This is a genomic window from Psychromicrobium silvestre (genome assembly GCF_013408295.1).
In the GTDB taxonomy this organism is placed as follows: domain Bacteria; phylum Actinomycetota; class Actinomycetes; order Actinomycetales; family Micrococcaceae; genus Renibacterium; species Renibacterium silvestre.
Window position 1 is genome coordinate 329426 of record NZ_JACBYQ010000002.1, and the last position, 23878, is coordinate 353303.

Consider the following 23878-nt stretch of genomic DNA (forward strand, 5'->3'; position numbering starts at 1 on the left):
GCTCCGACTTCCCGGTCATGAGCCTTGCCCGGGCTGACTAAGTCAGCGATGCACAATGCGTACGACGTCGGCCGGGCGCCAGAAGCGAAGACTCACCTTGAGCATTAGCTCACCCCGCCGGGCCAGCACGATCCCGATCACCAGAGCCGCGAGGGCAGGCACTCCACCGGAAATCATCAGCGTCAGATGCGGGCCAAAATGCTCGGCCAGCCAGCCAATCAGCAAGCCACCCAGCGCCTGCCCGCCGATCAAGACCATGACGTACAGGCTCATCACCCGGCCACGGATCTGCATGTTCGTGGAGATCTGCACCAATTGATTTGCTCCGGTCAGGAACATCAAGGAAGCAAACCCAGCCAGCACCATCACCGTGGAAAAGCTCCACATTGAGGGCATCAGCGCCGCCACCAGCAGGGCCACGCCGTAGAGACCAGCGCAAACCACCACCGAGCGCAGCCGCAGTTCACGCCGCCGGGTGGAGGCAAGTGCACCGGCTAGGGCACCCACCGCGATCAAGGTGTTCAGCAAGCCATAACCACTCGCTCCTGAGCCGAAGACATGATCGGCGAAGGCGGCCATCAGCACCGGCAGGCTGAGCCCGAAGACGGAGACAAAGCCCGCCATGATGGTGGAAAACAGGATGGTTGGCTTGGACGCTAAGTACCTGGCGCCCTCGGCGAGCATCCCCTTGGAGCGAGGGGCCGGCGTCGAACGCACCAAATCAGCACCCCGCATTACCGAAAGCATGGTGACTGTGAAGGCACAGGCCACCGCATTGAAGGCGAAGGCCCAACCGCCGCCCACCGCGGTGAGCATCACCCCAGCCACGGCAGGACCGATCATGCCACCCAACTGGAAGATGGAGGAGTTAATGCTGATCGCATTACGCAGGTGCCTGGGCCCGACCAATTCGTTCACAAAAACCTGCCGCGCGGGCTGATCGACCACGGTCACCAAGCCGAGCAGGAAGGCCACCAGGTAGACATGCCAAACCTGTAAAGAGCCGCTGAGCGTCAGCAGGGCCATCACAATGGCGAGCACTCCGGCGGTGGATTGCGCGATCATCAGCAGCGCTCGCTTGGAGAAGCGATCCGCCAACACCCCGCCCCAGGGGCCTAAAAAGAGAGTGGGCGCGAACTGCAGAGCCACCGTAATACCAACCGCGGCCACCGAACCGGAGAGCTGCAGTACGATCCAATCCTGGGCAATCCGCTGCATCCAGAGCGCAATAACGGCAACGAAATGAGCCATCGTGAAGTAGCGATAATTCCGAATGCTGAAGGCCGCGAAGGTGTCCTTGACTCCGGTCCGGCTAGAGACAATGCTGATCGGCGCCGTCACTCCGGGATCGGCTACTACCGGAACCTTCTGAGCGGGCGACGGCGAGGCGGGCTCGGGCTGCACGCCTGGTTGGGCGGCGGCAGGCTGCGGATAATGACTTGGGGCACGGACGGTGGGCAAGGGGGCAGTTGCAGGGGAAGCCACGGAAATTCCTTGAGTTTCGGGGATGTTTTAACGCTACCGATGCAAACGATCATTTTGAAGACATATAATCCCTATAACTAGCATTACGAATCGTAATGAGGTGGGAAGATGTTCGATAACGATCAGCTGCGTAGTTTCCTCGCGGTTGCGGAAACGCTGAACTTCACTCGTGCCGCCGAGCGGCTGGGACTCAGCCAGCCGACCATCAGCCAACATGTGCGCAAACTCGAAGATCATGCCGGGCGGCAGTTGGTCTTCCGAGACACTCGCGAGGTGCGGCTTACCGATAATGGCGATGCGATGGCAGGCTTCGCCCGGAACATTATGGCGGCGCAAGATGACGCTGCGCGCTATTTCTCCGGTGCAGCGATGCGCGGACGACTTCGCTTCGGCACCGCCGACGATTTGGCCTATACCCGGCTGCCCACCATCCTGCGCGATTTCCGTCAGCTCTACCCGCAGATCAATCTCGAACTCACGGTGAGCCAGAGCGATCAGCTCTACCGGCGGGTCAAAGCCGGCCAGCTGGACCTGGTCTTCGTCAAATGGGTTTCGGCCCTACAGACGAGCAGCGGTTCGGAAAGTGGTGGTCAGGAAGGCCGGGTGGTCCGCCATGACCACTTCTCCTGGGTGGGCCTGGAGCAGACCAATTTGGACCCGGAGGCGCCGGTGCCGCTGATCGCCTATCCGAGCCCCAGTCTGAGTCGCAGATTGGCCATCGACGCCCTGGAGGGTGCGGGGCGAACCTGGCGGATCACCTGCAACACCAAGGAGATCAATGGTGTGATCGCCGCAGTACGAGCCGGTATTGGGGTCACCGTAATGCCCTCGACCCTGATCCCCGACGATCTGGTCTCGATCACCCGCCGCTTCGAACTCCCTCCCGTCGGTGAGGTCGATTTCACCCTGATTCGCAATCCGCTCGCCCGCACCGATGTGGTGGACGCGCTGGAACAAGCCATTATGGGGAGGAAGCTCAATGCCGCCAAAGGCTGAGGGTCAGAGCGGTTACACCTTAATCGCCGTCGACGGTGTGGATGGCAGCGGTAAGACCACCTTCGCCGAGGAACTGGCTCGGTTGCTGCGCGCCGAAGGCCTGACCGTCGTCGTGCTGCATGCGGATCATTTTCACCATCTGCGAGCCACCCGCTATCGTCTTGGCCGGGATTCTCCGGAAGGGTTCTGGCTGGACAGCTATGATTACGCAGCACTGCGACACTGGGCCGTTGAGCCCTTCCTCCCAGGGGGCCAGGGAATTTATCGCGAGCGCGCCACTGATCTGGAGCGGGACTGCTATCTGGAAGCAGAATCCATCCAGGCCGCACCGGGCACCGTGGTGATCGTCGAGGGGATGTTCCTGCACCGCGATGAACTGCGCGAGGACTGGGATTTCTCGATCTTTCTCGATGTACCCTTCAGCGTGACCGCGCAGCGGATGGCCAGCCGGGACGGCTCCCCTGCCGATCCGGAGCATCCCGCCATGCGGCGCTATGTTCAGGGGCAGCGACTCTACTTTGCCGCCTGTAAGCCCTGGAGCCGCGCCTCCGTGGTGGTGGATAATTCGGATCCAGGCCAGCCGCAACTGTGCGCACCATCACCGGGCCAAATTGCCGAGGAGGCCGAATAATCAAAGGCCGATTACACTTATACCTGTTATGAACAGGACGATTTTCAAATCCAAGATCCACCGCGCCACGGTGACGCATGCCGATTTGCACTATGTCGGCTCGGTGACCGTTGATCAGGATCTGCTCGATGCCGCAGATATTCTGCCCGGCGAGATGGTTTCGATCGTTGACGTCAACAATGGCGCCCGGCTGGAAACCTACACCATCGCGGGCGAGCGCGGCTCCGGGGTGCTGGGCATCAATGGTCCGGCGGCACATCTGGTACATGAAGGTGATCTGGTCATTTTGATCACCTACGCCCAGATGACGACGGCGGAGGCGCTGGCCTTCAAACCCACCATTGTGCACGTGGATCAGCACAATAAGATCGTCAAGCTCGGCGCCGACCCCTCCGAGGCCGTCACCGACGACCTGCAGCGCCCGCCCTTCGCGGTAGCCCGCTAAGCTCCCGAAACGCTAAGCTCCCGCAGAAACGCTGTCCCGCCAAGAGTGCTGCGGCTGATAGCCAATGGCCTCGCGGGCAGCGTCGATGCTCAGCAGACTCTGATGCCCCTCGATGCTGCCGCGCACCGGCACCTCGGGGAACACCTCTTTGGCCAGTTCCGCGGACGGCCGATCCATCAGACTGTCCGCAGCCGCGATAATCAGGTTGATAGAGCCCTTTGTCTGAGCTTCCACCGCGTTACGGCAGGCCAGTGCAACATCGCGCGCATCCACATAGCCAAAGGCGTTCCAGCCCCGGGATGATGGCTCTGCCCAGAAGGTCGGAACCTTGGCATAGTCCGCCTCGGAAAAGATATTGGTGATCCGCAGACCGACAAAACTCGTATCGGACCAACGCGCCACTTGCTCTGCCGCGGCCTCGCCCAGCACCTTGGACAGCGCGTAACTCGATGCCGGATGCGGGTAGTGCCCCTCATCCACCGGCAGATACTCCAGGGTGCCGCCCGGCTCACCGAACGGCAGGCCCAGGGTGGTTTCCGAAGAAGCCCAGACCACGCGCGGGATCCGCAGCGCGGCCGCGGCCAGGAAAACGTTCTGATTCATCGCCGTATTGGCATTGATGGTCTGAGCCGGTGGATACATCCCCGGTTCCGGGATATTAGCCAGGTGCACGACGGCGTCCGCCCCGTCGAGTGCCTGAACGCACTGTCCGTAGTCGCTCAGATCGACGCGCATGGTTGGGCAGCCCAAATCGGAGTTACGTCCAACCGGACCAGCAATATCACAGGCCAAAACCTCGTATCCGGCCGCCAGGAATTCGGCCACCGCGGCCCGCCCAGCCTTGCCGTGCGCCCCAGTGATGGTGACTTTTCTCATCGGACCCTCCAGGCCAAGCTGATCATCTAATGTCATGAACTACCTCGTTGCTCCACACAGCTTAGGCTGGAAGGGTGATCATCTGCCAAGCCCGGGAACACTGAGCCATGGGCGGTGTGCTGATCGGCTTTTCCCTGGTCTGGGCAATCATTGCCCTGGGGTATCTACTTGGCCGTTTCCGGATCTTAGGCGATGACGCCCAGCAGGTGCTGAGTCGCTTCAGTTTTTTTGTGGCCAGCCCGGCGCTGCTTTTCGAGACCATTTCACACGCCGATTTCCACAGCGTTTTCGGCTCTGCGTTCTGGATCATCGCAGGCTCGGCGCTGCTGGCTGCCCTCGTTTTCGTACTGATTTCGCTGCTGCGCCGAAAGCCCTTTGATGCCGAGCTTGCGGTAGGCACCATGACGGCCTCCTATGCGAACGCAAATAACCTGGGCCTGCCAATTGCCGTCTATGTGCTCGGGAACGCAGCCCTGGTGGCTCCCGTGGTGATCTTCCAGCTGGCCATCTATCAGCCGCTTTTCGTGGTGCTGATCGAGGTTCTACGGCAGCGCCGCTCGGCACCTATTGGCAAGATCCTGCTCAGCGTGATCCGCAACCCGCTGCTGATCGCGGCGGTGGCCGGTGTGGTGGTGGCGGCCAGCAATTGGAACCCGCCGGAGCTGCTCTTCCAACCCTTCGCGCTAGTGGGAGCAGCCGCGGTGCCGTCCGCACTGATCGCTTTCGGCATCTCGCTACGCGGCTTCAAACCGCTAGCCGAACGTGGAAATCGCACCGGCGTGCTGCTGGCTACCGGGGTGAAACTCATCGTGCAACCGGTGCTCGCCTATCTGCTGGCCACCCTGGTTTTTCACTTGGCGGGTGCCGCGGTTTTCGCCGCAGTGGTGCTTGCCGGGCTGCCCACCGCGCAGAACGTTTTCGTCATTGCTTCCCGTTACCGTATTGGCTTGGTTCAGGCCAAGGACACGGTGCTGCTAAGCACCGCAATCGCGGTTCCAGCCATGCTGGTGATGGCCGCACTGCTGACGCATTGAGTGCGGGCCCCGCGCACTGATTCGAGCGCCTGGTTCGAGAGCCTGGTTCGAACAGGAAGCTAGTTGGTCACCGTTCGGGTCTCGGTCCAATCCACAATGAGGTTTCGCTCGGCGAAGTACCAGGCACCCTCAAGTTTGGTGAAGGTATCCAGGTAGCGCAGCGATGCCACCATAATCTTCCTTTCACCTTCGACGGTGGAGAAATGATGAGCGATGGTGTAGCTCTCCCCGGTGGCTTGTTCGCCGTTCAATTCAACCGTGCTCTGTCCGTTGAAGTGGGTGGTCACCTCGTATTGGTTCAGATCCGCAAAGACCGGAGTCAGTGATTCGCGACCCTCCAAAACATAACTAGCCTCACTGCCCTGGCCCTCCATGAACACGGCGAACCGGGTATCGACCGTGAAAAGGGCCTTCTGCCCCTCGGCGTCCCTACGATCCGCGCAGTGGGCGTAGGCGTCGAACAGTTCTCGGATAGCCAGCCGGTCGGCGGCTTCCTCGGGACTCAGCACGGTATGAATAGCCATTGAAACTCCTAGAAATGGTGGAAATGAAAGTTCTGGACGGGCTTAGAACCATAAATACGGGGAGTTCCCCGCTTACCTGGCAAGCCTAACCGCGGAGATCCCCGCTTAGCAAGCTGAGATAGCATTTCCCTTGTGCCTTCCCGCGATACTCACCGCCGTGCCGATGCCGCACACAACCGTGAGGCGATTCTTACCGCCGCGCTGACGGCCCTAACCGAATCGGACGAAGCGTCCCTGAACTCCATTGCCAAGCAGGCAGGAGTTGCCAATGCCACCTTGTATAGGCACTTTCCCAGCCGGGAGAGCCTGATTCTTGCGGTCTATCGGCAAGAGGTAGAACAGGTGGTCGAGACTGCCGAAGCGCTCCTGGCCCAGAACCCTCCCGTTCAAGCGCTCAGCGAATGGGTGGACCGATTAGCCCGGTACGCGATGACCAAACACGGGCTGGCCGATGCGCTACGCGCGGCCACCAGTTCCGATCCGCTTTTTGCGCAGACATACCAGTCCATTGTTGGAGCCTTGGAGAGTTTGCTGACGGCCGCTCAAGAGGCCGGCCAGATTCGCCGCGACCTCGACCCAAACGACGTCATCCTTGCCCTAGCCGGATTATGGGAACTCGACCCACGAGGTGATTGGCAAGCTCAGGCCAAGCGACTTTTCTCCATCGTCTTCAACGGCCTGCGCGGATAACGCCGAGCCCGCAGCTTGGATGGATAAGGCGCTGCCTGATCGCTCAGCCCAGGCACAGCAGGTACTCTAACCTCATGGCTTCCAAGAGCGCGGCGGATATTGTCGCAGAGATCACCCAGGGATATACCTTCGAAACTCCGGCAATCGCACTCGGTGCAGCCTTGCTAGGAACCGAGGTCTATAAGGACGCTCAGGTGCGGCTGCCCCTGGCCATGATGAATCGACACGGTCTAGTGGCCGGCGCGACGGGAACCGGCAAGACCGTGACCTTGCACATGATCGCCGAACAACTTTCCACCGCCGGTGTGCCCGTCTTCATGGCGGATATCAAAGGCGACCTCTCCGGCCTGGCAACTCCGGGAACCGCCAACGATAAGCTCACGGCCCGCACCCAGAGCCTGGGTCAGGACTGGGCAGCTAAAGCTTTCCCGGTGGAATTCTTGGCACTCGGCGGCGACGGCAACGGAGTGCCGATCCGTGCCACCATCACTTCCTTCGGTCCGATCTTGCTTTCCCGGGTGCTGGGCCTGAATGAAACGCAGGAATCCAGCCTGCAACTGATTTTCCACTATGCGGACACCGAAGGACTCGAGCTCTACGACCTCAAGGACCTGCGCGCCGTCATCCAATTCCTCACCTCGGATGAGGGCAAGGAAGCTCTGAGCAATCTTGGCGGCCTCTCCAAGGCAACCGCGGGAGTGATCCTGCGTGAGTTGGTCACCCTGGAGGCTCAAGGCATGTCCAAGTTCTTCGGGGTTCCGGAGTTCGATACCGCCGAGCTGATCCGCACGGCGCCGGATGGTCGCGGCGTGATCAGCTGTCTCGAACTACCGAATGTTCAGGATAAGCCGCTGCTCTTTTCCACCTTCCTCATGTGGCTGCTCGCCGATCTGTTCCGCGAGCTCCCCGAGGTGGGCGACCAAGACAAACCCAAGCTGGTCTTCTTCCTCGATGAGGCCCACCTGCTCTTCAAGGGCGCTTCCAAGGCGTTCCTGGACGCCATCACCCAAACCGTACGGCTCATCCGCTCCAAGGGTGTGGGAATCTTCTTTGTCACCCAGACGCCGAAAGACGTGCCCTCCGATGTGCTGGCGCAGCTGGCCAACCGGGTGCAACACGCCCTGCGCGCCTTCACTCCCGACGATGCCAAAGCGCTCAAGGCCACCGTCTCCACCTTCCCGATCAGTGACTACGACTTGGAGGAAGTCCTCACTAGTGCGGGTATCGGGGAAGCCGTGGTGACCGTGATGAATGAAAAGGGTGCCCCGACGCCGGTCGCGCTGACCCGCTTGCGCGCTCCCGAATCGGTTATGGGACCGAGCGCGGATGAACTGGTGAAGTCCACCGTGGCCGGCTCCTCACTGCTGAGCAAATATGGCACCGAAACCGATCCGGTCTCCGCTTTCGAGAAGCTGCAGAACCAGGCCGCACCAACCACAGGCGGTTCGGTGGGCACCACGCCACCGCCGATGCCCGCTCCGCCGGTTCCGATTCCGCCGCCACCGGCCCAACTGCCCGAGCCCCAGCAACAGGGCGGCGGCTTCGGCGCGGAAATTGCTGGCGCGCTCGGGGGCATCCTCGGAGGCGGTTTGAAGTCGATGGTTCGTTCGATGGGTAGCGGCCTTGGGAACTCCATCATTCGGGACATTTTCGGCACTAGCTCCCGCCGCCGTCGTCGTTAGTCCCTGCCCTTGACTGAAGCGAAGCCCGCCGAGGCTCCCTCGAGTTCCAGGCTGGTCCGCATCGCGGCCGGCTGGCTCTTCGGTCTGCTGCTCGCCATTGCTGCCGCGATCATCACCATCCAGTTGGTGAACGCCAACCTCTATGGACCGCAGCAGCCGGTACGGGATTACTTCCAGGCGCTACGAGACGGAGACGGCGAACGCGCGCTCGGATTGCTACAAGCTGAGCTGCCCAATGCCGCCCCGGACCTGCTGGATGGCGACGCCTTGAAGAAGTCAGCCGAGGGGATCAGCGACGTCCATATTGGTAATCCGGCGACCTTGAGTGGTGGCCGGGTGAAAATCACCGTGAGCTACCAGTTGGGCGGGCAAACTCAGAGCACCGATTTCACCCTGCAACCGGCAGGCACCCAGTGGATGTTCTTCAATAAATGGGCTTTTGTACCGAGTTCGCTGCCCACCATCGAGGTCTCGGTGGTGAATGAGGACCAGGCTATGGTGAATGGCGTTGCGGTCAATATGCCCGCCGGTAAGAACACCTTCTCGGTGCTCTACCCCGGTAGCTATCAGGCGGAATATCAAGACAAACTCTTCACCGCCAAAGCCGTCTCGGTGACTGTGGCCTCGCCATCAACACAGTCCATGCCGATGGCCTTGGCCACGGAACCGTCCACGGAATTGCTGCAACAGGTTGACACCTCGCTGAAGAACTACTTGGATCAGTGCGCCACCCAAAAGGTATTGCTACCCAGCGGTTGTCCGCTGAGCCATCACAGCCTGCAACAGGTGGACGGCAGCATTAACTGGAAGATTGTCGAGTATCCCAAAGCCGCCATCTCCGCTTATAACGGCGGCTGGGTGATTTCGCCGCTCACGGTCAAGGCCAGGATTCAATACAAGGAGCAGGATTTGGGCACCGGCGCTTTCAGCAATATCGACGAGGAACAGGATTACGGCTTCACGGCGAAGCTGTCCGTCAATGGGAACGCGATCACCGTGACGCCGGTGGTTGAGTACTGAGGATTGCCTAGGCTCCCTATCGCCCCGCAGGATGCCTCGATAGGCTGGGAGCATGAGCAAATTCAACTCCCTTTTGCAGGAACAAATTGGCCATGAGTTCGCTGCCTCACAGCAGTACATCTCGGTTGCGGTCTGGTTCGATGCCCAGGATCTGCCACAACTTGCCGCTTACTTCTACAAGCAATCCCTCGAGGAACGCAATCACGCCATGATGATGGTTCAGTACACCTTGGATCGGGATCAGCCGGTGACCATTCCTGGCGTCGGCTCACCCGTCATCGACTTCAACGATGTTACCGAACCGCTCAAGCTGGCCCTTGAGCAGGAAAAGCAGGTCACCCGCCAGATTGAGCAGCTCTTTGCTACCGCCCGCGCCGAGAATGATGCACTGGGTGAGCAGTTCATGCTCTGGTTCCTCAAGGAGCAGGTGGAGGAGGTTGCCTCGATGAGCACCCTGGTCAATATCGCCGAGCGCGCCAGCAATCTCTTCGATATCGAGAATTTCATTGCCCGGGAGACCGTCGGCGACGGCGGCGAGGACGCAGCGGCTCCGGAAGCCGCCGGCGGCGCCATCTAAGCCACGCCGGCCCTCCCGTCAGAGGCCGCCGAGTGTGGAGATCTGCACCCTATAAGCACCCGAAAGCGTGCAGATCTCCACACTCGATGAGTAGAAAGAGGACCCGTGTCCGTTGAACTACCAATAGCAATTCAGAAAGCCTTCGACGCCACGAATGCGGGCGATAGCGAAGCCTTCGTTGCGGCCTTCGCTGCGGACGGTTTTATCAATGACTGGGGACGTCAGCTCAATGGTTCCGCGGGCATCGCCAGCTGGGACCAGAGCGATAACATCGGCAAACAGGCCAGCTGGGAAGCCCTCTCCATTGAAACTCATGGCCGGGGAAAATACCTGGTCAGCATTAAGACCGGAGGCAATGGCTACAACGGGGTCAGCCCCTTTGTCTTTACGCTGGCCGGGGACGCTAGAGACAAGATTCAGTCCATGGTCATCAGTGCGGGTTGAAGGGTAGGGATCTTGTTTTCATCAACAATCACCGATTTTTGGAGCGCGCCTTTTGCCGGTGGCGAGGTTCTGCGCAATGACCCCAACTTCATCCTCGCGATTAATCCCGAGCTCGACGACGACCGCCGGGTCACGGTGTTAGAAACCACGGCTGGGGTGACCTCCGCCGCTCTCACTCCTGCGCTGGCCGAAAAGCTGGAGCTTCGCGAACAAGCCGAGCTCTCTGCCGCCTCTTTCCGCCAATTGCTGCGGCAGAATCAGGTTCTGTTACACGAGGCGGACTATCTCTTCTATTTTCCTGCGGCTGCGCAAGAGGCCTTGAGGGAAGAACCGGCAGCGGACCGTGTCCGCCAGCTCACCGAGCAAGATAGCGCAGTTTTCGCGGAGTTTCAGGCCTCGGCCACCGAGCAAGACCTGGATGACGCCTATGTGGAACTCGATCACTGGGCGGTCTTTGGCTCTTTCGACGGCGAACGCCTAGTCAGTGCCAGCAGTATGTACCCCTGGGAAAATGCCCCTGTCGCAGACCTTGGCGTGCTTACCCTGCCCGAATTCAGAGGGAAGGGGCACGCGCGAGGCGTGGTGCGCGCAATCTGTAGCTACGCCACTAGCCGTGGATATGAACCGCAGTACAGGTGCCAGCTCGATAATCATGCCTCCCAGGCGCTAGCTATCGCCTCGGGCTTGGCCCGGTTCGGCAGCTGGGAAGTAATCTCACCCGATTCCACCAACTAAACAGGAATCGAACTGCCTGGCTAGTTCATCCCGCGCAGGTCCAAGGCCAGGCCTGCTTCGCCGCCGGTTACCAGCTTCACCGGGATGCCCCAGTCCTGCTGATACAGGTGGCAAGCAGCATGATCCGGAATCTCGCCGTCCTCGGTTTCCGCACCATCACAGGCAGCGGCCCTGGCCGTGATGTGCAGTACGCCTTCGGGCACCTCGGTGGACAGGGTCAAGATCCGATTCAATCCGGTTGAGGTGCCATCACCGGCCACCAACAGTTCCGGTGGGGTTGAGGAGATCTTCAATTGCGTCGGATCACCCCAGCGGTCGTCCAGTTTCTGCCCGGTCGGCGCACTGAATCGCACGCTGAGCGAAAATTCGCCGGGAGCCACATCGGTTGCGGGGCGCTGGGTTCGCACCGAACCTTCATCAACCTGCAAGGCTTCCTTCGGCAGCGGCAACCGAACCAATTGGTGCTGATTCGCCTCCACCACCACGAGCAGTTCACCGTCCAGCAGCACATCCGAAGGCTCGGCCAGGCCACGAGCCAGCGTGCTCACCTGACCGGAGGCCGGGTCATAGCGCCGTACCGCACCGTTGTAGGTATCGGCGATCGCTACCGAACCGTCCGGCAGCGGTGCCACTCCGAGCGGATGCTGCAAACGCGCCTGGGCAGCCTCACCATCTCGGAAACCAAAGTCGAAAAGCCCCTCGCCGATTGCGGTCTCCACCTGGCTGATCCGGCCTTCGGAAACTCGCAGCACCCGGATCGCGGAGGTCTCCGAGTCGGCTACCCAAATATCTCCCTTAGCGTCCACCCCGAGGCCCGAGGACTGGGCGAACCAGGCTTGTTCCGCTGGTCCGTCCAAAAGGCCTTCCAGCCCGGTCCCGGCCAGCACGCTGACCGCGCCGGAGCGCGGGTCGAAGCCAAAAATCTGATGTACCCCGGCCATCGCAATAACCAGTTGCCCCAGTTCCGCCGAATAAACCACGTCCCAGGGCGAGGACAAGGCGACCGAAAGCGGGTCTGTCCCTAAAACACCTAAAGCAGTTGCGTCGTCGTTATCAACGGTATTGGGGCCAGCTTCCAGTAGCCGCTGCACACCGTTACCGGCCACCGTACGCACCTCACCGGTAGCCAGCGAAACTCCGCGCAGCCGGTGATTGACCGAATCAGCCACCACGACGTCGTAGCCCAGTTGAGCAGCCAGCTCACCGGGCAGCAAGGCCAGGCCCTGCGGCTCGTTGAACTGTGCCGTTGCAGCGTCATCATCGGCGAAACCCTTACTGCCACTGCCGATACTTCCGACTACGGTCTCCAGATCCGGGGCGAGCTCGACCAGGCGGTGATGACCGGTGTCCGAGACCAGGAAATTTCCCTCGTGTCCGGGCACCCCTTGCAGGGGCAAAACCTTGCCGGGGAAGCGTAGGGTCCCCTCCCGCGGCGCGGGCGGAACGTACGGCCCATCCCCACGATGCAGGGTGCCATTGGCCTCGTGCTTGGCAATCAGCTCCGGGATGAGCGATTCCAGGCCAGCCGAATGCCCCTCGCCGGAGAGGTTGGCCACCAGGTAGCCCTCCGGGTCAATGACTACCAGGGTGGGCCAGGCGCGCGCGGTGTACGCCTGCCAGGTAAGCAACTCCGGGTCGTCGAGTACGGGGTGGTGGATCTCGTAGCGCTCCACCGCGGCTGCAAGTGCTACCGGGTCCGCCTCGTGTTCAAACTTCGGTGAATGCACCCCCACGGTCACCAGCACGTCTGCATACTGTTGTTCCAGTGGCCGCAGCTCGTCCAGCACGTGCAAGCAGTTGATGCAAGCGAAGGTCCAGAAGTCCAGCAGCACGATCTTGCCGCGCAGGGCGGCTAGGTCCAGGGACTTTCCTCCCGTGTTCAGCCATCCACGGCCTTGCAGCTCGGAGGCACGTACTCGGGGCGTGGTCGCTGACATCACTCGTCTCCTGAGGGTTTGGTAGGCGTTGCATTGCCGCTTGCATTAGTGGTTGCATTGCCGCTTGCATTGCCGGGCCTGACGGATTCCCGCTCCGCCAGTTGGGCGAACATGTTGTTATAAGCGGAGAGGTCGGCATCGTTATTCCGATCGGCCGCCCGGTCTTTACGTTTTGTTTCACGCTCATCGGAGCGCGACCAAACCAGGGCCACCCCAATCGCCACCAGTACGGTTGGCACTTCGCCAATCCCCCAGGCCACCGCCCCACCGATTTGCTGATCCGCGATCGCGGAGGCACCCCAGGAGCGCCCGAGATTCCCGAAGTAGGAGGCTTGAAGCAGCGCATTGGAACTCATAATGGCCACCCCGAAGAAGGCGTGGAAAGCCATCGTGGCGAGCAGCAGAAGCAACCGGAGCGGGTAGGGGAACCGATAAGGGACCGGGTCCGAACCAATCAGCGAAAGCACGAAGAGATAGCCGGTGATGGTGAAGTGCAGGATCATCAGCTCGTGGCCCACATGGTCACGGAGCGCATAACCGAACAACCCGGAGTAGTAGAACAACACGATGCTGCCCGCGAAGTTGGCGGCGGCGAAGAGCGGATGAGTGACCAGGGCGGAGAACTTGGAGTGCACCACCACCAGGATCCACTCCCGGATTCCGCGGCTGCCGTCCGCCCGGGGGCGGAGAGTTTTGAGCGCCAGGCTCACCGGAGCACCGAGTACCAGGAAAATCGGCACCACCATGGTGAGCGCCATATGGTCCACCATATGCGCGCTAAACAGCACCATGCCGTACACGCTTGGTGGGCCGGAGGTCACGTAGACCAAGGCCACCATTCCCACCAGCCAGGCGATCAGCCGGAACCACGGCCAGCTATCGCCCCTGCGCCGAAGCTTCCGAACTGCCAGGATATAAGCCACCGCTGCGCCGATAGCAAAGGTCAGCCAGAGCCAATCCATCCGCCATTCGGTCAGCCAGCGAATCGGGGTCAGTTCGGGCGGCAGCGGGTAACCGGAAAGGATTTCGGCGGCGCTGGTATCCGGGGCGAAGCTGGTGGGCTGCGGGGGTGCGGATTGACTCAGGCCTACCGCGACCCCACTGGTTACCGCCATCACCACCAGTTCAACCAGGATGAGCTGCCAGAGCACACGCTTTGCGCTTTTTACACCCTTCTCCAGCTGCGGGATGATCCACTGCCGATGCATGAACCCAATGGCTCCAAGCAGCAAGGTGGCAATGGCTTTGATCAGAATCAACTGGCCATAGGGGGAGTTGAACAGAGCATCCCAGCTGGTCACCCGGATCGAAGCGTTCACTACTCCCGAGGCGAAGACCAGGCAAAAGGCGAAAAGCGCGAGGCTGGAAAAGCGCTTGAGCACCTTGGCGGTGAGCGATTCCGGTTTGCTCAGCTTGCCGGAAATCACGGTCAGCGTGATGACGCCACCGAACCACAGCGCCACCCCGACGATGTGCAGCAGCAGGGAGTTGACCGCGCCCTGGTGGTCCGAGGCGGAGGCTGAGTGGCCAATCAAAGCTTGCGGGACCATTCCGACGACGGCGAGCAGCAGGGTCAGCGCCAGCCCGGTAAGTGCCCTGACTCCGAAGCACAGGGTGGTGACGACGGCGGCGAAAATGCAGATTGCCAGCCAGGCACGACCCGAGTCAATATCGGTCATAAAGTAGACCAAGCCCTGGGTGAAGTCGGATCCAGCAGAAATCGCCAGGCCTGATTGCTTGAGGTAGGTCAGGATCAGCACCGCGATAGCGGCCAGGGTCCAGATCACGGCGGCCACCGAGGCTAACATCATGGTTCTGCCGAAGGCCGGATGCTCCTGAAGGTCTTTGCTGGCTCCGGCGGCTCGGGCTGCCCTGCCTTGGGCTGTTCTGTCCTTGGGCAGGATAACTACCGCGAAAACCAGCGAGCCAACGACGGCGGCCACAGCCAAGTTGTGCACCATAAGTGCCACCGGAAGTGCCCAGGAGACGAGGGGATCAGTATCCCAAATGCCGTTGGTGGCGAGAGCGCCGCCAAAGATCAGCGAGCCGGTGAGTCCCAGGGCAGCGGCAATGGCGGCCAGCAGCAGCCAGGGATTTCGGATGCCCTCTGACACTTTGGGAGTTGAAGAAGCAGCCGACACCTCTCCATTCTCCGGCATCCGGGCGGCTCGGGCCAATCCAGCCCGGGCTTGCGGCCTAGTTCTGCAGTGAGTTTGTGTTGGTTTCGTGCTGGTTTTGCTACGGTTCAGCTCCGGCGGGGCAAGCCAAAGGCGGCCCCTGTAAACAGGAGCCGCCTTTGAGTGAAGTCTAAGAAGTAGTTACTTCTTCTTGGCCGGAGCCTTCTTCGCAACAGCAGCCTTCAGCTTGGAGCCGGCGGTCAGCTTAACGCTGTGGCCAGCCGGAATCTGAATGGTCTCACCGGTCTGCGGGTTGCGTCCGGTGCGAGCGGCACGGTCGGTGCGCTCAACAGCGAGCCATCCGGGGATGGTGATCTTCTCGCCGGCAGCGACGGAGCTCTCGAAAACAGAGAACACCGCGTCCAACACGTTGTTCACGGCCGCCTGGCTGGTCTCAGCCTTGGCAGCAACCTCAGCGACAAGCTCACTACGATTCTTAGCCATTTATGTCCTCCTGGACCTCGGAAATCGAGCTAGAACATGGGATTCGTTCTAGCCACTGTTCGAAAACATACCAGTTCTCGCCGACATCGCCAGCAAAATCGCCGAGATTTCCGCGGAGATTGGCGGTTTTCGTCATGTTTTCCGTCATTTCGGCTGTTTTGTTCGCTCTCAGAGGAGCGCCGAGCCCTCCGCGCTAACTGCCCTGTGGCCCGGTGCCTTACGGTACAAAGGCGAGTCCCGCCGTCGCACCTATCCGCTTTCTTCCCCTGCTTTTGGCATCATGTTGCCATCTTCGTTGACAAGGCTCCTCGGCAGGAGTTGAGTCAGATTCAACAGCCTTTTTCGAGAATTGGAATCACCATGGAATACACCTACCTGGGCCGCAGCGGCCTCAAGGTCTCCCGGCTGGTGCTGGGGACAATGAACTTCGGCCCAGTCACCACCGAGGAGGATAGCCACCAGATCATGGACCAGGCGCTAGAGTCTGGGATCAACTTCTTCGATACCGCCAATGTCTACGGTTGGGACAAGAAGGGCACCACGGAGAGCATTATCGGCAATTGGTTTGCCGCTTCTGGGCGACGCGAGGACGTGGTTTTAGCCACCAAGGTTTATGGCTCAATGGGGGATGGCCCAAATTCGGAAGGCCTCTCCGCCAAACATATCCGGCGCCAAGTGGAGGCTTCGCTGAAGCGGCTGCAAACCGATTACATCGATCTTTACCAGTTCCATCATGTGCAGCGGAATACGCCGTGGGACGAGATCTGGCAAGCCATGGAGATACTAGTTCAACAGGGCAAAGTGCTCTACGTGGGCTCCTCCAATTTTGCCGGCTGGCATATTGCGCAGGCCAGCGAGGCGGCGGCTTCGAGGCATTTCCTCGGCTTGGTCAGCGAACAGTCGATCTACAATCTGCTGAATCGCAATGTAGAACTCGAAGTTCTTCCAGCAGCTCGAAACTACGGCCTGGGCGTCATTCCCTGGTCGCCGCTGGCCGGTGGCCTGCTGGGTGGGGTGCTGGCGAAGGGCAAGGGCGCTGTTCGTGGTGCGGACGATTATCGGCAGGGCTTGCTGGCGCAGAATCGGGAGAAAATCAAGGCTTTCGAGGCTTTCAGCAAGGAGCTAGGCCATCACCCGGCCAATGTCGGTCTAGCCTGGTTGCTGGCCCAGGACGGAGTCACCGGGCCAATTGTTGGACCGCGCACCGTGGAGCAACTGACCGCGTCCCTGGATGCACTCAAGATCCGTTTCAAAAAAGCCGATCTGGCCAAGCTGGATGAAATCTTCCCGGGTCCGGGTGGACCAGCGCCGGAAGCTTACGCCTGGTAAAGCTGGGGTTCGGCGGAGCCGACTGGATACGGGGTGGGGTCTGCGTAATCGGGATTGGTTTGCCCCGCCCAGCGCGTGCGGGAAAACCGTCGATAAGGTATTGGTTTTCGATTTCCCAGGGCTCATCCCCGCGCGTGCGGGGAACACCGCCGAGGTGGCTACATCGGTTTTCCGCCGGAGGGCTCACCCCCGCGCGTGCGGGGAAAACGCTCCTAAGCTTTGTTGTCGAGGTCGATCATGGGGCTCACCCCCGCGCCTGCGGGGAAAACGTCCGCTAACGTGCCCCAAGCGCCATTGGCTCGGGCTCACCCCCGCGCCTGCGGGGAAAACCTACTCGCTTCATTGCTCCAGGTGGTCATCCAGGGCTCACCCCCGCGCCTGCGGGGAAAACTCGATCCCGATGGTGGTGGCGTTTCCTACCGGGGGCTCACCCCCGCGCCTGCGGGGAAAACTATGCGATCATCGGCAACGACCTCTGGCGGCAGGGCTCACCCCCGCGCCTGCGGGGAAAACTCCGTAGGCCACAAGTACGGACGGTGCGCCAGAGGGCTCACCCCCGCGCCTGCGGGGAAAACTTCTGCTTGGCATGAGTCAAGCCGTCGTTTTCGGGCTCACCCCCGCGCCTGCGGGGAAAACCTTTGGGATGCTCTTCGAAGGAGTCCCAATTAGGGCTCACCCCCGCGCCTGCGGGGAAAACGTGGCGGCGTTGGTCCTGTGCTCGGGTTAGTGGGGCTCACCCCCGCGCCTGCGGGGAAAACTTCCCGTGAGCATGGTCAAATAGTTGGCCCCGGAGGCTCACCCCCGCGCCTGCGGGGAAAACCTTGATCTCGCAAATAGTGTGTTGAGACATGAGGGCTCACCCCCGCGCCTGCGGGGAAAACCTTGATCTCGCAAATAGTGTGTTGAGACATGAGGGCTCACCCCCGCGCCTGCGGGGAAAACATCGCATAGGTCGGGGTCGAGTATTCCAGCACGGGCTCACCCCCGCGCCTGCGGGGAAAACGAGGAGCTAAACAGCCTAGGAGTCGAGGCATGGGGCTCACCCCCGCGCCTGCGGGGAAAACCAGGACCGTACAAGGTCCAGCCGCAGTTCAGCGGGCTCACCCCCGCGCCTGCGGGGAAAACGACATCGCCGTGAAAATCAGATCGGAGTAGGTGGGCTCACCCCCGCGCCTGCGGGGAAAACACATGCAGGTGCTCTGCGTCCTGAAGAGCCGCGGGCTCACCCCCGCGCCTGCGGGGAAAACGACAAACCTCGTCATGAGATACCGGCTCTGGCAGGGCTCACCCCCGCGCCTGCGGGGAAAACGAGTTTCGCTTTAGCCATGCGGTGTGCGCGGTCGGGCTCACCCCCGCGCCTGCGGGGAAAACCAAACCAATCGATCCGGAGCTTGGGCCGTGATGGGCTCACCCCCGCGCCTGCGGGGAAAACCACCGCACTTCATACAAGCTTTCACGGGTGGCGGGCTCACCCCCGCGCCTGCGGGGAAAACGTGCTTTCCGCCGCCGGGGGAGAAGGACGTGAGGGCTCACCCCCGCGCCTGCGGGGAAAACGTGCTTTCCGCCGCCGGGGGAGAAGGACGTGAGGGCTCACCCCCGCGCCTGCGGGGAAAACGGGGAGTGGTCAGAGATGCCTTGGCCCGGTCTGGGGCTCACCCCCGCGCCTGCGGGGAAAACGCACTCTCGGTGTCCCTGGCCAGCGGCCCGGTGGGCTCACCCCCGCGCCTGCGGGGAAAACTCTAACACGATTGTTGCTGCCGCAAATGCGACGGGCTCACCCCCGCGCCTGCGGGGAAAACTGGTCGCACGGCTGGCCGGTCAGTCTGATCCCGGGCTCACCCCCGCGCCTGCGGGGAAAACTGCTTGCCTTTGCCGTCCCAGCCCTGCTGGGAGGGCTCACCCCCGCGCCTGCGGGGAAAACGGGATGCCGATTGTTGCGGTGTTCCCCCAGTAGGGCTCACCCCCGCGCCTGCGGGGAAAACTTGGTGACCTGGAGCGTGTCACACACCATGCCGGGCTCACCCCCGCGCCTGCGGGGAAAACATTGGCAGGGAACCAAGGTCAGTGTTGGCCGGGGGCTCACCCCCGCGCCTGCGGGGAAAACCCGGACCCTGACTCGAATACGCCAAGGTACCAGGGCTCACCCCCGCGCCTGCGGGGAAAACTGGCCACGATGGTTTGGGGGGAGGTGTTCGCGCGGCTCACCCCCGCGCCTGCGGGGAAAACTCAAGTTTTGACTTCGGTCAGGCTGGGTCTGCGGGCTCACCCCCGCGCCTGCGGGGAAAACGTGCGAGTGCGGAATGACTGCTCAGGTGGCCGGGGCTCACCCCCGCGCCTGCGGGGAAAACTACAACGGACACTCACCAAAAGAAGCGCTCCAGGGCTCACCCCCGCGCCTGCGGGGAAAACCATTACCCCTGGTAGTGGAGCTAAGAAGTGAAGGGCTCACCCCCGCGCCTGCGGGGAAAACCTGTTGGGTGAGAATCAGGTGTGCCGCCCCCTGGGCTCACCCCCGCGCCTGCGGGGAAAACAAGCTCCGATCCGGATCTCACAACTCGGGGTAGGGCTCACCCCCGCGCCTGCGGGGAAAACTGACCCACAGGAGGCCGTAGGCATGTACCCAGTGGCTCACCCCCGCGCCTGCGGGGAAAACTGAATCGGTGCGTTTGCGCTGTGCCGCGACCAGGGCTCACCCCCGCGCCTGCGGGGAAAACCAAGGGCCACCGTTAATGGATTGCGATCTTTAGGGCTCACCCCCGCGCCTGCGGGGAAAACTACTAACTTCAAGACATTGCGCTGCGCAGACGGGGCTCACCCCCGCGCCTGCGGGGAAAACATCAACGAAAGTTCCACGCACCAAACCAGACAGGGCTCACCCCCGCGCCTGCGGGGAAAACACTTCTTGACCTGCGACGTTATCGCGGTATAAGTCTTATTTTATTCAGCTTCGAAGGGCAGAGCTTCAAAGACTCTTGCCTCCGCCATATTTCCGTCTCTGCGCTGCCTTACTCCAACCTGCCCTCGACGATGGGTTTCCCACCGGACCTTCGCCAGCAGAAGGGCGTAGCAACAACGTAATGCCGTCAACGTCGATGGGAGACCAGTGGTGCCCATGCACTTTGAAGTCCATGCGCTGCTCATTGCGTGCGCTGAAGACCATAATGGCTCTACCAGAACCGATCATCAGGACGCACTTTTCCCACATCAAATCCCGGACGCGCTTAGAGACATGTCCAACGAAGACTCCGGCTGAGAGCTCTAACATCCACCTCGTCAGATATCCACGCAGCCCTGGAGGACAAGCCGATAGCACGAGGACAACCATCGGTTAGTCCTCCTCATATGAATCGTACGAGGTACCGCTAGCAACGTTCCTCCTAGAACCATCCCACAGCTGCACAACATCTTCTCCGAGGTCAACTTCAATGGTTTCCGGATCAGCCTCGGGAATCAGAAGTCGCTGGATATCCCGCACACATCTGCCAAGGAAGGCTCCCCCATACATGAGGTCACGGACAGCACGTCTCGTAGCCCCACCGACATCGGTTAATCCCTGACTGGCTATATCAAAGGCAACAGGAATCGTTAGCTCCGCTTTATACAGGTCCGCTATGTCATAGACAAAGGAGCGAACATGACCAGTATGCACAAACCCCAAGCCAGGTGAGCACCCTAGAGCCACGATGACCGAGTGCACTACCCCGTAGAGACTAGTGTGAGCGGCGGAAAGTGCCTGATTTACTGGATCACCAGCCTCAAAATCCGCAATATCGTAGGTTCGTCCGGACCAAGCAATCCCAGTTCGTTTTGATTCCTCCCTATATATGCGTCTTACTCTGGCACCTTCGCGACCACGTAGCTGCTGCATTGTCAGCTTCGTGGTGTCCTCTCCCGGAAATCTCATTGCATACATTTCTCTGGCAACCCGAAGCCTGGAGTTCTGATTCGATACCATCTGCGCTTGTGCATCCAGTAGCCGAGAGCTTCGAGCCAGCGAACGCCCGTGGGCGTAATAACGAACACCCTGTTCCCCCACCCAAACAACAGTCGATCCGCTTTCCGCCAGCAGCATCATCGCGTGGTGACTAACCTTGGTCCCCGGGCCTAACAGCAACGCACCGAGCGAGGCCGCCGGAATATGAACGGTGCCTCGCTGATCGGTCGCAGTGATTGCGTTACTTTCGCGGTGCACCACACTGTGTTCTAGGTAGATGAAGGTCATTCGGTCTTCAACGCGCACCAACTCGGGCAACGACGGCGGCGGGGCACCTGGAGTTTTCATCTCAGCTAACCGGAGCGATAGTCAGAAGCCCACACCCATACCCTTTGGCCCTTCCGATCCCCTGAGTCAGACTTCGTCGAAAGGCCTGGTGATCTGTAATCTCTAGGATTCCGTCGTAAGTAGCGGTTGCAATCGTCACATCGGAACCTTGCCGTTTGAATTTCAAGATCTCACGACGGCTGACCGTGACCGCTCTTGCCCCGCTTTCGTCCTCAGAAGGGGCGACAGCCCAGGGAATTTCGAACCCAGATTTTTCTGCCCTGCTCAAAAGCCATTCCGTTTGTTGCTCGACGGTCACATGAGCGGAGACTTTTCCGCGTGAATTCTCTGAATCCGATCCGCGAACACTTCGAGTCGGGTTGGCGGTTAGACGAAACCTCCATCGCTGCCCCGATTCAACACGCTCAAGCACGTCATTGTAGGGTTTCGTCGTCCAGGTCTCCGTTGTGGGCCACCCAATTTGCTCCACTAGGTGACTCAGGTCGGGCTTTTCAGGACTCACGATGTACAAGAAGGTATTCTCCTCCCATCGGTCGAGTCGCCACAGAACCCTTCCTAGGCTGCTCGGCTTGGGGTCAGCGAATCCACCAAGAACGGCTGCATGCATAACCTGCGGTGATCCGAGGAGCTTGTAGGCACCGACTCTCCGCTTATTGACTTGAAATCTCGTCAGATACATCCAGATTCCTTCCTAAAACGCCAATAGAGGGTCGTGCTCGATTGCTAGACCCCTCTGTGGTTTCGGAGAAGGAACATAGTGCATATTTCGGACCCGAACAGTGGAATTTATTACACTGCGCCAGCCATACTCACGCCGCCGAGGATCAAAGCTGATCGGCTCATCCCGGAATGTATCCACCCCCGCCTCCAGCGGGTCTGCATCCAACAAAGTATCTACATCAACGAGGTCCGTAGCGGTCTTCTTTTGATACCAAGGAGAAGCTTGCCAATCCACGGTCTTGAACACTTCAGCCAAGGTTTCCGAGTGAAGTTTAGCCTCAAAAGGCTGAGCCGGCGGACAGGACCGACGACCCAGATAAAGCGGAAAGACTGGATTGCTCAATGCCTTGAATAGCTCTTCCAATAGAGAATCATCTTTGCTCTCAACCCCTGCCAGAAACACAGCGTCACCCAAGTAGTAGCGATAGGAGAGGGGCATGGACTTTCCGTCCTGGGTCTTTGCAACCTGGAAGTCTCGGATGAGCCTGCCGGGCTGATCTATCCTCACCCCAAAACTCAGCTTCAACAGCTCGGTAAGAGGTTCAGTACGCCGAATGCCCTTGGCGGCTGCAAGTAACCCAATAACACCGCTCTTCGTTGGAGCTTGCTCGGTGCCGCGGGTGACAAACCGGCTACTCGATCCCCAAGATTGCAGCGGCCCCTTCAAAACAAAGGTCAGCGAACTCATTGCTTGCCCTGGAGCCGCTGGGCTACAAGCTCACCCAGTTCTTTCGTCAGAACCTCCAAGGAGGTAGGAGCTCCGAGGGCGTCGAGCGACGCCAGAGCAGGAGAGGTCCGCACTACCCAGCACTTTTCAGCCGTAGTCCGGTAAGCGGCATCAACTTGCTGGGATAACTCGGCAAGAGCATCTGCAGCGTTCCTCAGACGAGGAATCTCCACCGGTTCCTCAAAGGCACCAACCAGGTTAACCGGTTGATCAGAACGGACAAAGACGACGACGGCTTCCGGAAGGGTGCGGTTAGCAAAAGTGTTCTGCTTGCCGGTTGGCATGCTAGTCACGAAAGAGTCAACGAAGGCCTCCACAGCCTCCCGCGTTGCCTCGACATCGCCAAGATTCTTCAGCAAGCCTTCCGCATCAACAGTTGCGTACCTGTAGAGAGTGGAAGAGTTGAATTCAACGGTACCGATCATTCCAGCGCCCGCGTCCTCTTCTTCATCTTGAGCCTTGTGGTCATCCACAGCCGTGTAGTAGTCGAACTCGTTGTCTACCGCGTGCACGCTGAGCGCATGGGCAACTTGGGCAGCGGCGTCCACGTTCAGATCGGTCGAGTCGGCCACCATCCGGCCAAAGAGCGCAATGTCCACTGAGTGATCTAAATGAAGCTGCTTTTTCAGATCCGCGCTCTTGAGGTGAGCCGTCTGGTCTTCCGAATGAAAAGCGCCAATTGCGGCGTCCGCTAAATGATTGACCTGCAAGGAACTGAGGAAAAAGAGGAATCCAGACTCATCGGGTTTGGGGTCTTCTCCCTTCTTGACTCTAGCGGGTTTGAGTTTCACCCCGGCAGAGGTAAGAGTGTCAGTAGCCAGAGCGAGCGCCGATTCTAAGGAAATGTCTGGAGCCTTGGCAATGATCCTTTCACCTAGCAACTCAACCACCTGTTTGGTCCGAACGCCGAGTTGATCACTCTTCAAACGACCTTCAAAAGCCTTACGGGTCGCTCGTTTCCAGGCTTGACTAGAAACCCTGGCCCTTGGTACGCCACCATAGATAGCACTCTTTGGACTGCCGGTATCATCTCGGTTGATATTGCTCGGTGGGACAGTTTGCAGGATATTGATGTCAATGTAGGTGTGGCGCACGGAGATCTCCTTCGTCATTGCTGATGTTA

The 23878-nt window shown here is 60.3% G+C and carries 23 protein-coding genes and 1 CRISPR repeat array; of the genes, 11 read left to right on the plus strand and 12 right to left on the minus strand.

What is annotated here, in order from left to right:
* Nucleotides 1-42: 42 nt before the first annotated feature.
* Nucleotides 43-1404, minus strand: a complete 1362-nt coding sequence (locus FHU41_RS09580) for an MFS transporter (protein ID WP_179390391.1) — start codon at nucleotides 1402-1404, stop codon at nucleotides 43-45.
* Nucleotides 1405-1593: 189 nt separating this feature from the next.
* On the opposite strand from FHU41_RS09580, the gene FHU41_RS09585 reads away from it, so the two are divergent.
* The 3 genes from FHU41_RS09585 to panD are packed head-to-tail and all read left to right on the plus strand — an operon-like array spanning nucleotide 1594 to nucleotide 3557.
* Nucleotides 1594-2481, plus strand: coding sequence for a LysR family transcriptional regulator (locus tag FHU41_RS09585; protein ID WP_179389457.1), 888 nt, complete (start codon nucleotides 1594-1596; stop codon nucleotides 2479-2481).
* Nucleotides 2465-3112 carry an AAA family ATPase gene (locus FHU41_RS09590; protein WP_179389458.1) on the plus strand — a complete coding sequence of 216 codons (648 nt, stop codon included), beginning with the start codon at nucleotides 2465-2467 and terminating at the stop codon, nucleotides 3110-3112. Before FHU41_RS09585 ends, FHU41_RS09590 begins: the two co-directional genes overlap by 17 nt.
* Before the next feature lie 28 nt (nucleotides 3113-3140).
* Complete coding sequence (gene panD, locus FHU41_RS09595) at nucleotides 3141-3557, plus strand: aspartate 1-decarboxylase (RefSeq protein ID WP_179389459.1); 417 nt, start codon at nucleotides 3141-3143, stop codon at nucleotides 3555-3557.
* Between the two features lie 12 nt (nucleotides 3558-3569).
* Here panD and FHU41_RS09600 read toward each other — a convergent pair whose 3' ends face one another.
* Nucleotides 3570-4469 carry an NAD-dependent epimerase/dehydratase family protein gene (locus tag FHU41_RS09600; protein ID WP_246279589.1) on the minus strand — a complete coding sequence of 300 codons (900 nt, stop codon included), beginning with the start codon at nucleotides 4467-4469 and terminating at the stop codon, nucleotides 3570-3572.
* 71 nt (nucleotides 4470-4540) lie between these two features.
* Between FHU41_RS09600 and FHU41_RS09605 the strand changes: the two genes are divergently transcribed.
* On the plus strand, nucleotides 4541-5467 hold the full coding sequence (locus FHU41_RS09605; protein ID WP_179389460.1) for an AEC family transporter: 927 nt from the start codon (nucleotides 4541-4543) through the stop codon (nucleotides 5465-5467).
* 59 nt (nucleotides 5468-5526) lie between these two features.
* On the opposite strand, the gene FHU41_RS09610 is transcribed toward FHU41_RS09605, so the two are convergent.
* Entirely contained in the window at nucleotides 5527-5991 is a 465-nt protein-coding gene (locus FHU41_RS09610; RefSeq protein ID WP_179389461.1) for a nuclear transport factor 2 family protein, read from the minus strand.
* A gap of 132 nt (nucleotides 5992-6123) precedes the next feature.
* Here FHU41_RS09610 and FHU41_RS09615 point away from each other — a divergent pair, with 132 nt between their 5' ends.
* The 6 genes from FHU41_RS09615 to FHU41_RS09640 all read left to right on the plus strand — a co-directional run bounded on the left by FHU41_RS09615 (nucleotide 6124) and on the right by FHU41_RS09640 (nucleotide 11139).
* The gene (locus FHU41_RS09615) at nucleotides 6124-6681 is read left to right on the plus strand and encodes an SbtR family transcriptional regulator (RefSeq protein ID WP_218847196.1); all 558 of its coding nucleotides are present in this window, start codon (nucleotides 6124-6126) and stop codon (nucleotides 6679-6681) included.
* 74 nt (nucleotides 6682-6755) lie between these two features.
* Nucleotides 6756-8363, plus strand: a complete 1608-nt coding sequence (locus tag FHU41_RS09620; protein WP_179389462.1) for a helicase HerA-like domain-containing protein — start codon at nucleotides 6756-6758, stop codon at nucleotides 8361-8363.
* A gap of 9 nt (nucleotides 8364-8372) precedes the next feature.
* Complete coding sequence (locus tag FHU41_RS09625) at nucleotides 8373-9383, plus strand: hypothetical protein (RefSeq protein WP_246279590.1); 1011 nt, start codon at nucleotides 8373-8375, stop codon at nucleotides 9381-9383.
* Nucleotides 9384-9435: 52 nt separating this feature from the next.
* Entirely contained in the window at nucleotides 9436-9960 is a 525-nt protein-coding gene (locus FHU41_RS09630) for a ferritin (protein ID WP_179389463.1), read from the plus strand.
* 105 nt (nucleotides 9961-10065) lie between these two features.
* On the plus strand, nucleotides 10066-10404 hold the full coding sequence (locus FHU41_RS09635) for a nuclear transport factor 2 family protein (protein ID WP_179389464.1): 339 nt from the start codon (nucleotides 10066-10068) through the stop codon (nucleotides 10402-10404).
* A 12-nt stretch (nucleotides 10405-10416) separates the two neighbouring features.
* Entirely contained in the window at nucleotides 10417-11139 is a 723-nt protein-coding gene (locus FHU41_RS09640; RefSeq protein WP_218847197.1) for a GNAT family N-acetyltransferase, read from the plus strand.
* 20 nt (nucleotides 11140-11159) lie between these two features.
* Here FHU41_RS09640 and FHU41_RS09645 read toward each other — a convergent pair whose 3' ends face one another.
* From FHU41_RS09645 to FHU41_RS09660, 4 genes are all read right to left on the minus strand, one after another.
* Nucleotides 11160-13076: an NHL domain-containing thioredoxin family protein gene (locus FHU41_RS09645; RefSeq protein ID WP_179389465.1), complete on the minus strand. Its 1917-nt coding sequence runs from the start codon at nucleotides 13074-13076 to the stop codon at nucleotides 11160-11162.
* On the minus strand, nucleotides 13076-15235 hold the full coding sequence (locus FHU41_RS09650) for a bifunctional copper resistance protein CopD/cytochrome c oxidase assembly protein (protein ID WP_179389466.1): 2160 nt from the start codon (nucleotides 15233-15235) through the stop codon (nucleotides 13076-13078). The genes FHU41_RS09645 and FHU41_RS09650 overlap by 1 nt, the downstream gene beginning before the upstream one ends.
* A 159-nt stretch (nucleotides 15236-15394) precedes the next feature.
* Nucleotides 15395-15697 carry an HU family DNA-binding protein gene (locus FHU41_RS09655; RefSeq protein WP_179389467.1) on the minus strand — a complete coding sequence of 101 codons (303 nt, stop codon included), beginning with the start codon at nucleotides 15695-15697 and terminating at the stop codon, nucleotides 15395-15397.
* Nucleotides 15690-15845, minus strand: a complete 156-nt coding sequence (locus FHU41_RS09660) for a hypothetical protein (protein ID WP_179389468.1) — start codon at nucleotides 15843-15845, stop codon at nucleotides 15690-15692. The genes FHU41_RS09655 and FHU41_RS09660 overlap by 8 nt, the downstream gene beginning before the upstream one ends.
* A 212-nt stretch (nucleotides 15846-16057) precedes the next feature.
* On the opposite strand from FHU41_RS09660, the gene FHU41_RS09665 reads away from it, so the two are divergent.
* Nucleotides 16058-17026, plus strand: a complete 969-nt coding sequence (locus tag FHU41_RS09665) for an aldo/keto reductase (RefSeq protein ID WP_179389469.1) — start codon at nucleotides 16058-16060, stop codon at nucleotides 17024-17026.
* 118 nt (nucleotides 17027-17144) lie between these two features.
* A CRISPR array of direct repeats spans nucleotides 17145-19923; the repeat unit is 29 nt; unit sequence GGGCTCACCCCCGCGCCTGCGGGGAAAAC.
* Nucleotides 19924-19988: 65 nt separating this feature from the next.
* Here FHU41_RS09665 and cas2e read toward each other — a convergent pair.
* Genes cas2e through cas7e form a run of 5 tightly spaced genes read right to left on the minus strand, consistent with a single transcriptional unit; the run spans nucleotide 19989 to nucleotide 23849 of the window.
* Nucleotides 19989-20351: a type I-E CRISPR-associated endoribonuclease Cas2e gene (gene cas2e / locus FHU41_RS09670; protein WP_179389470.1), complete on the minus strand. Its 363-nt coding sequence runs from the start codon at nucleotides 20349-20351 to the stop codon at nucleotides 19989-19991.
* A gap of 3 nt (nucleotides 20352-20354) precedes the next feature.
* Nucleotides 20355-21308, minus strand: a complete 954-nt coding sequence (cas1e, locus tag FHU41_RS09675) for a type I-E CRISPR-associated endonuclease Cas1e (protein WP_179389471.1) — start codon at nucleotides 21306-21308, stop codon at nucleotides 20355-20357.
* Between the two features lies 1 nt (nucleotide 21309).
* The gene (gene cas6e / locus FHU41_RS09680; protein ID WP_179389472.1) at nucleotides 21310-21987 is read right to left on the minus strand and encodes a type I-E CRISPR-associated protein Cas6/Cse3/CasE; all 678 of its coding nucleotides are present in this window, start codon (nucleotides 21985-21987) and stop codon (nucleotides 21310-21312) included.
* A 12-nt stretch (nucleotides 21988-21999) separates the two neighbouring features.
* A complete protein-coding gene (gene cas5e, locus FHU41_RS09685) occupies nucleotides 22000-22716 on the minus strand; it encodes a type I-E CRISPR-associated protein Cas5/CasD (RefSeq protein ID WP_179389473.1) in 717 nt (238 codons plus the stop codon).
* On the minus strand, nucleotides 22713-23849 hold the full coding sequence (gene cas7e / locus FHU41_RS09690) for a type I-E CRISPR-associated protein Cas7/Cse4/CasC (protein ID WP_343046301.1): 1137 nt from the start codon (nucleotides 23847-23849) through the stop codon (nucleotides 22713-22715). The genes cas5e and cas7e overlap by 4 nt, the downstream gene beginning before the upstream one ends.
* Between the last annotated feature and the right edge of the window lie 29 nt (nucleotides 23850-23878).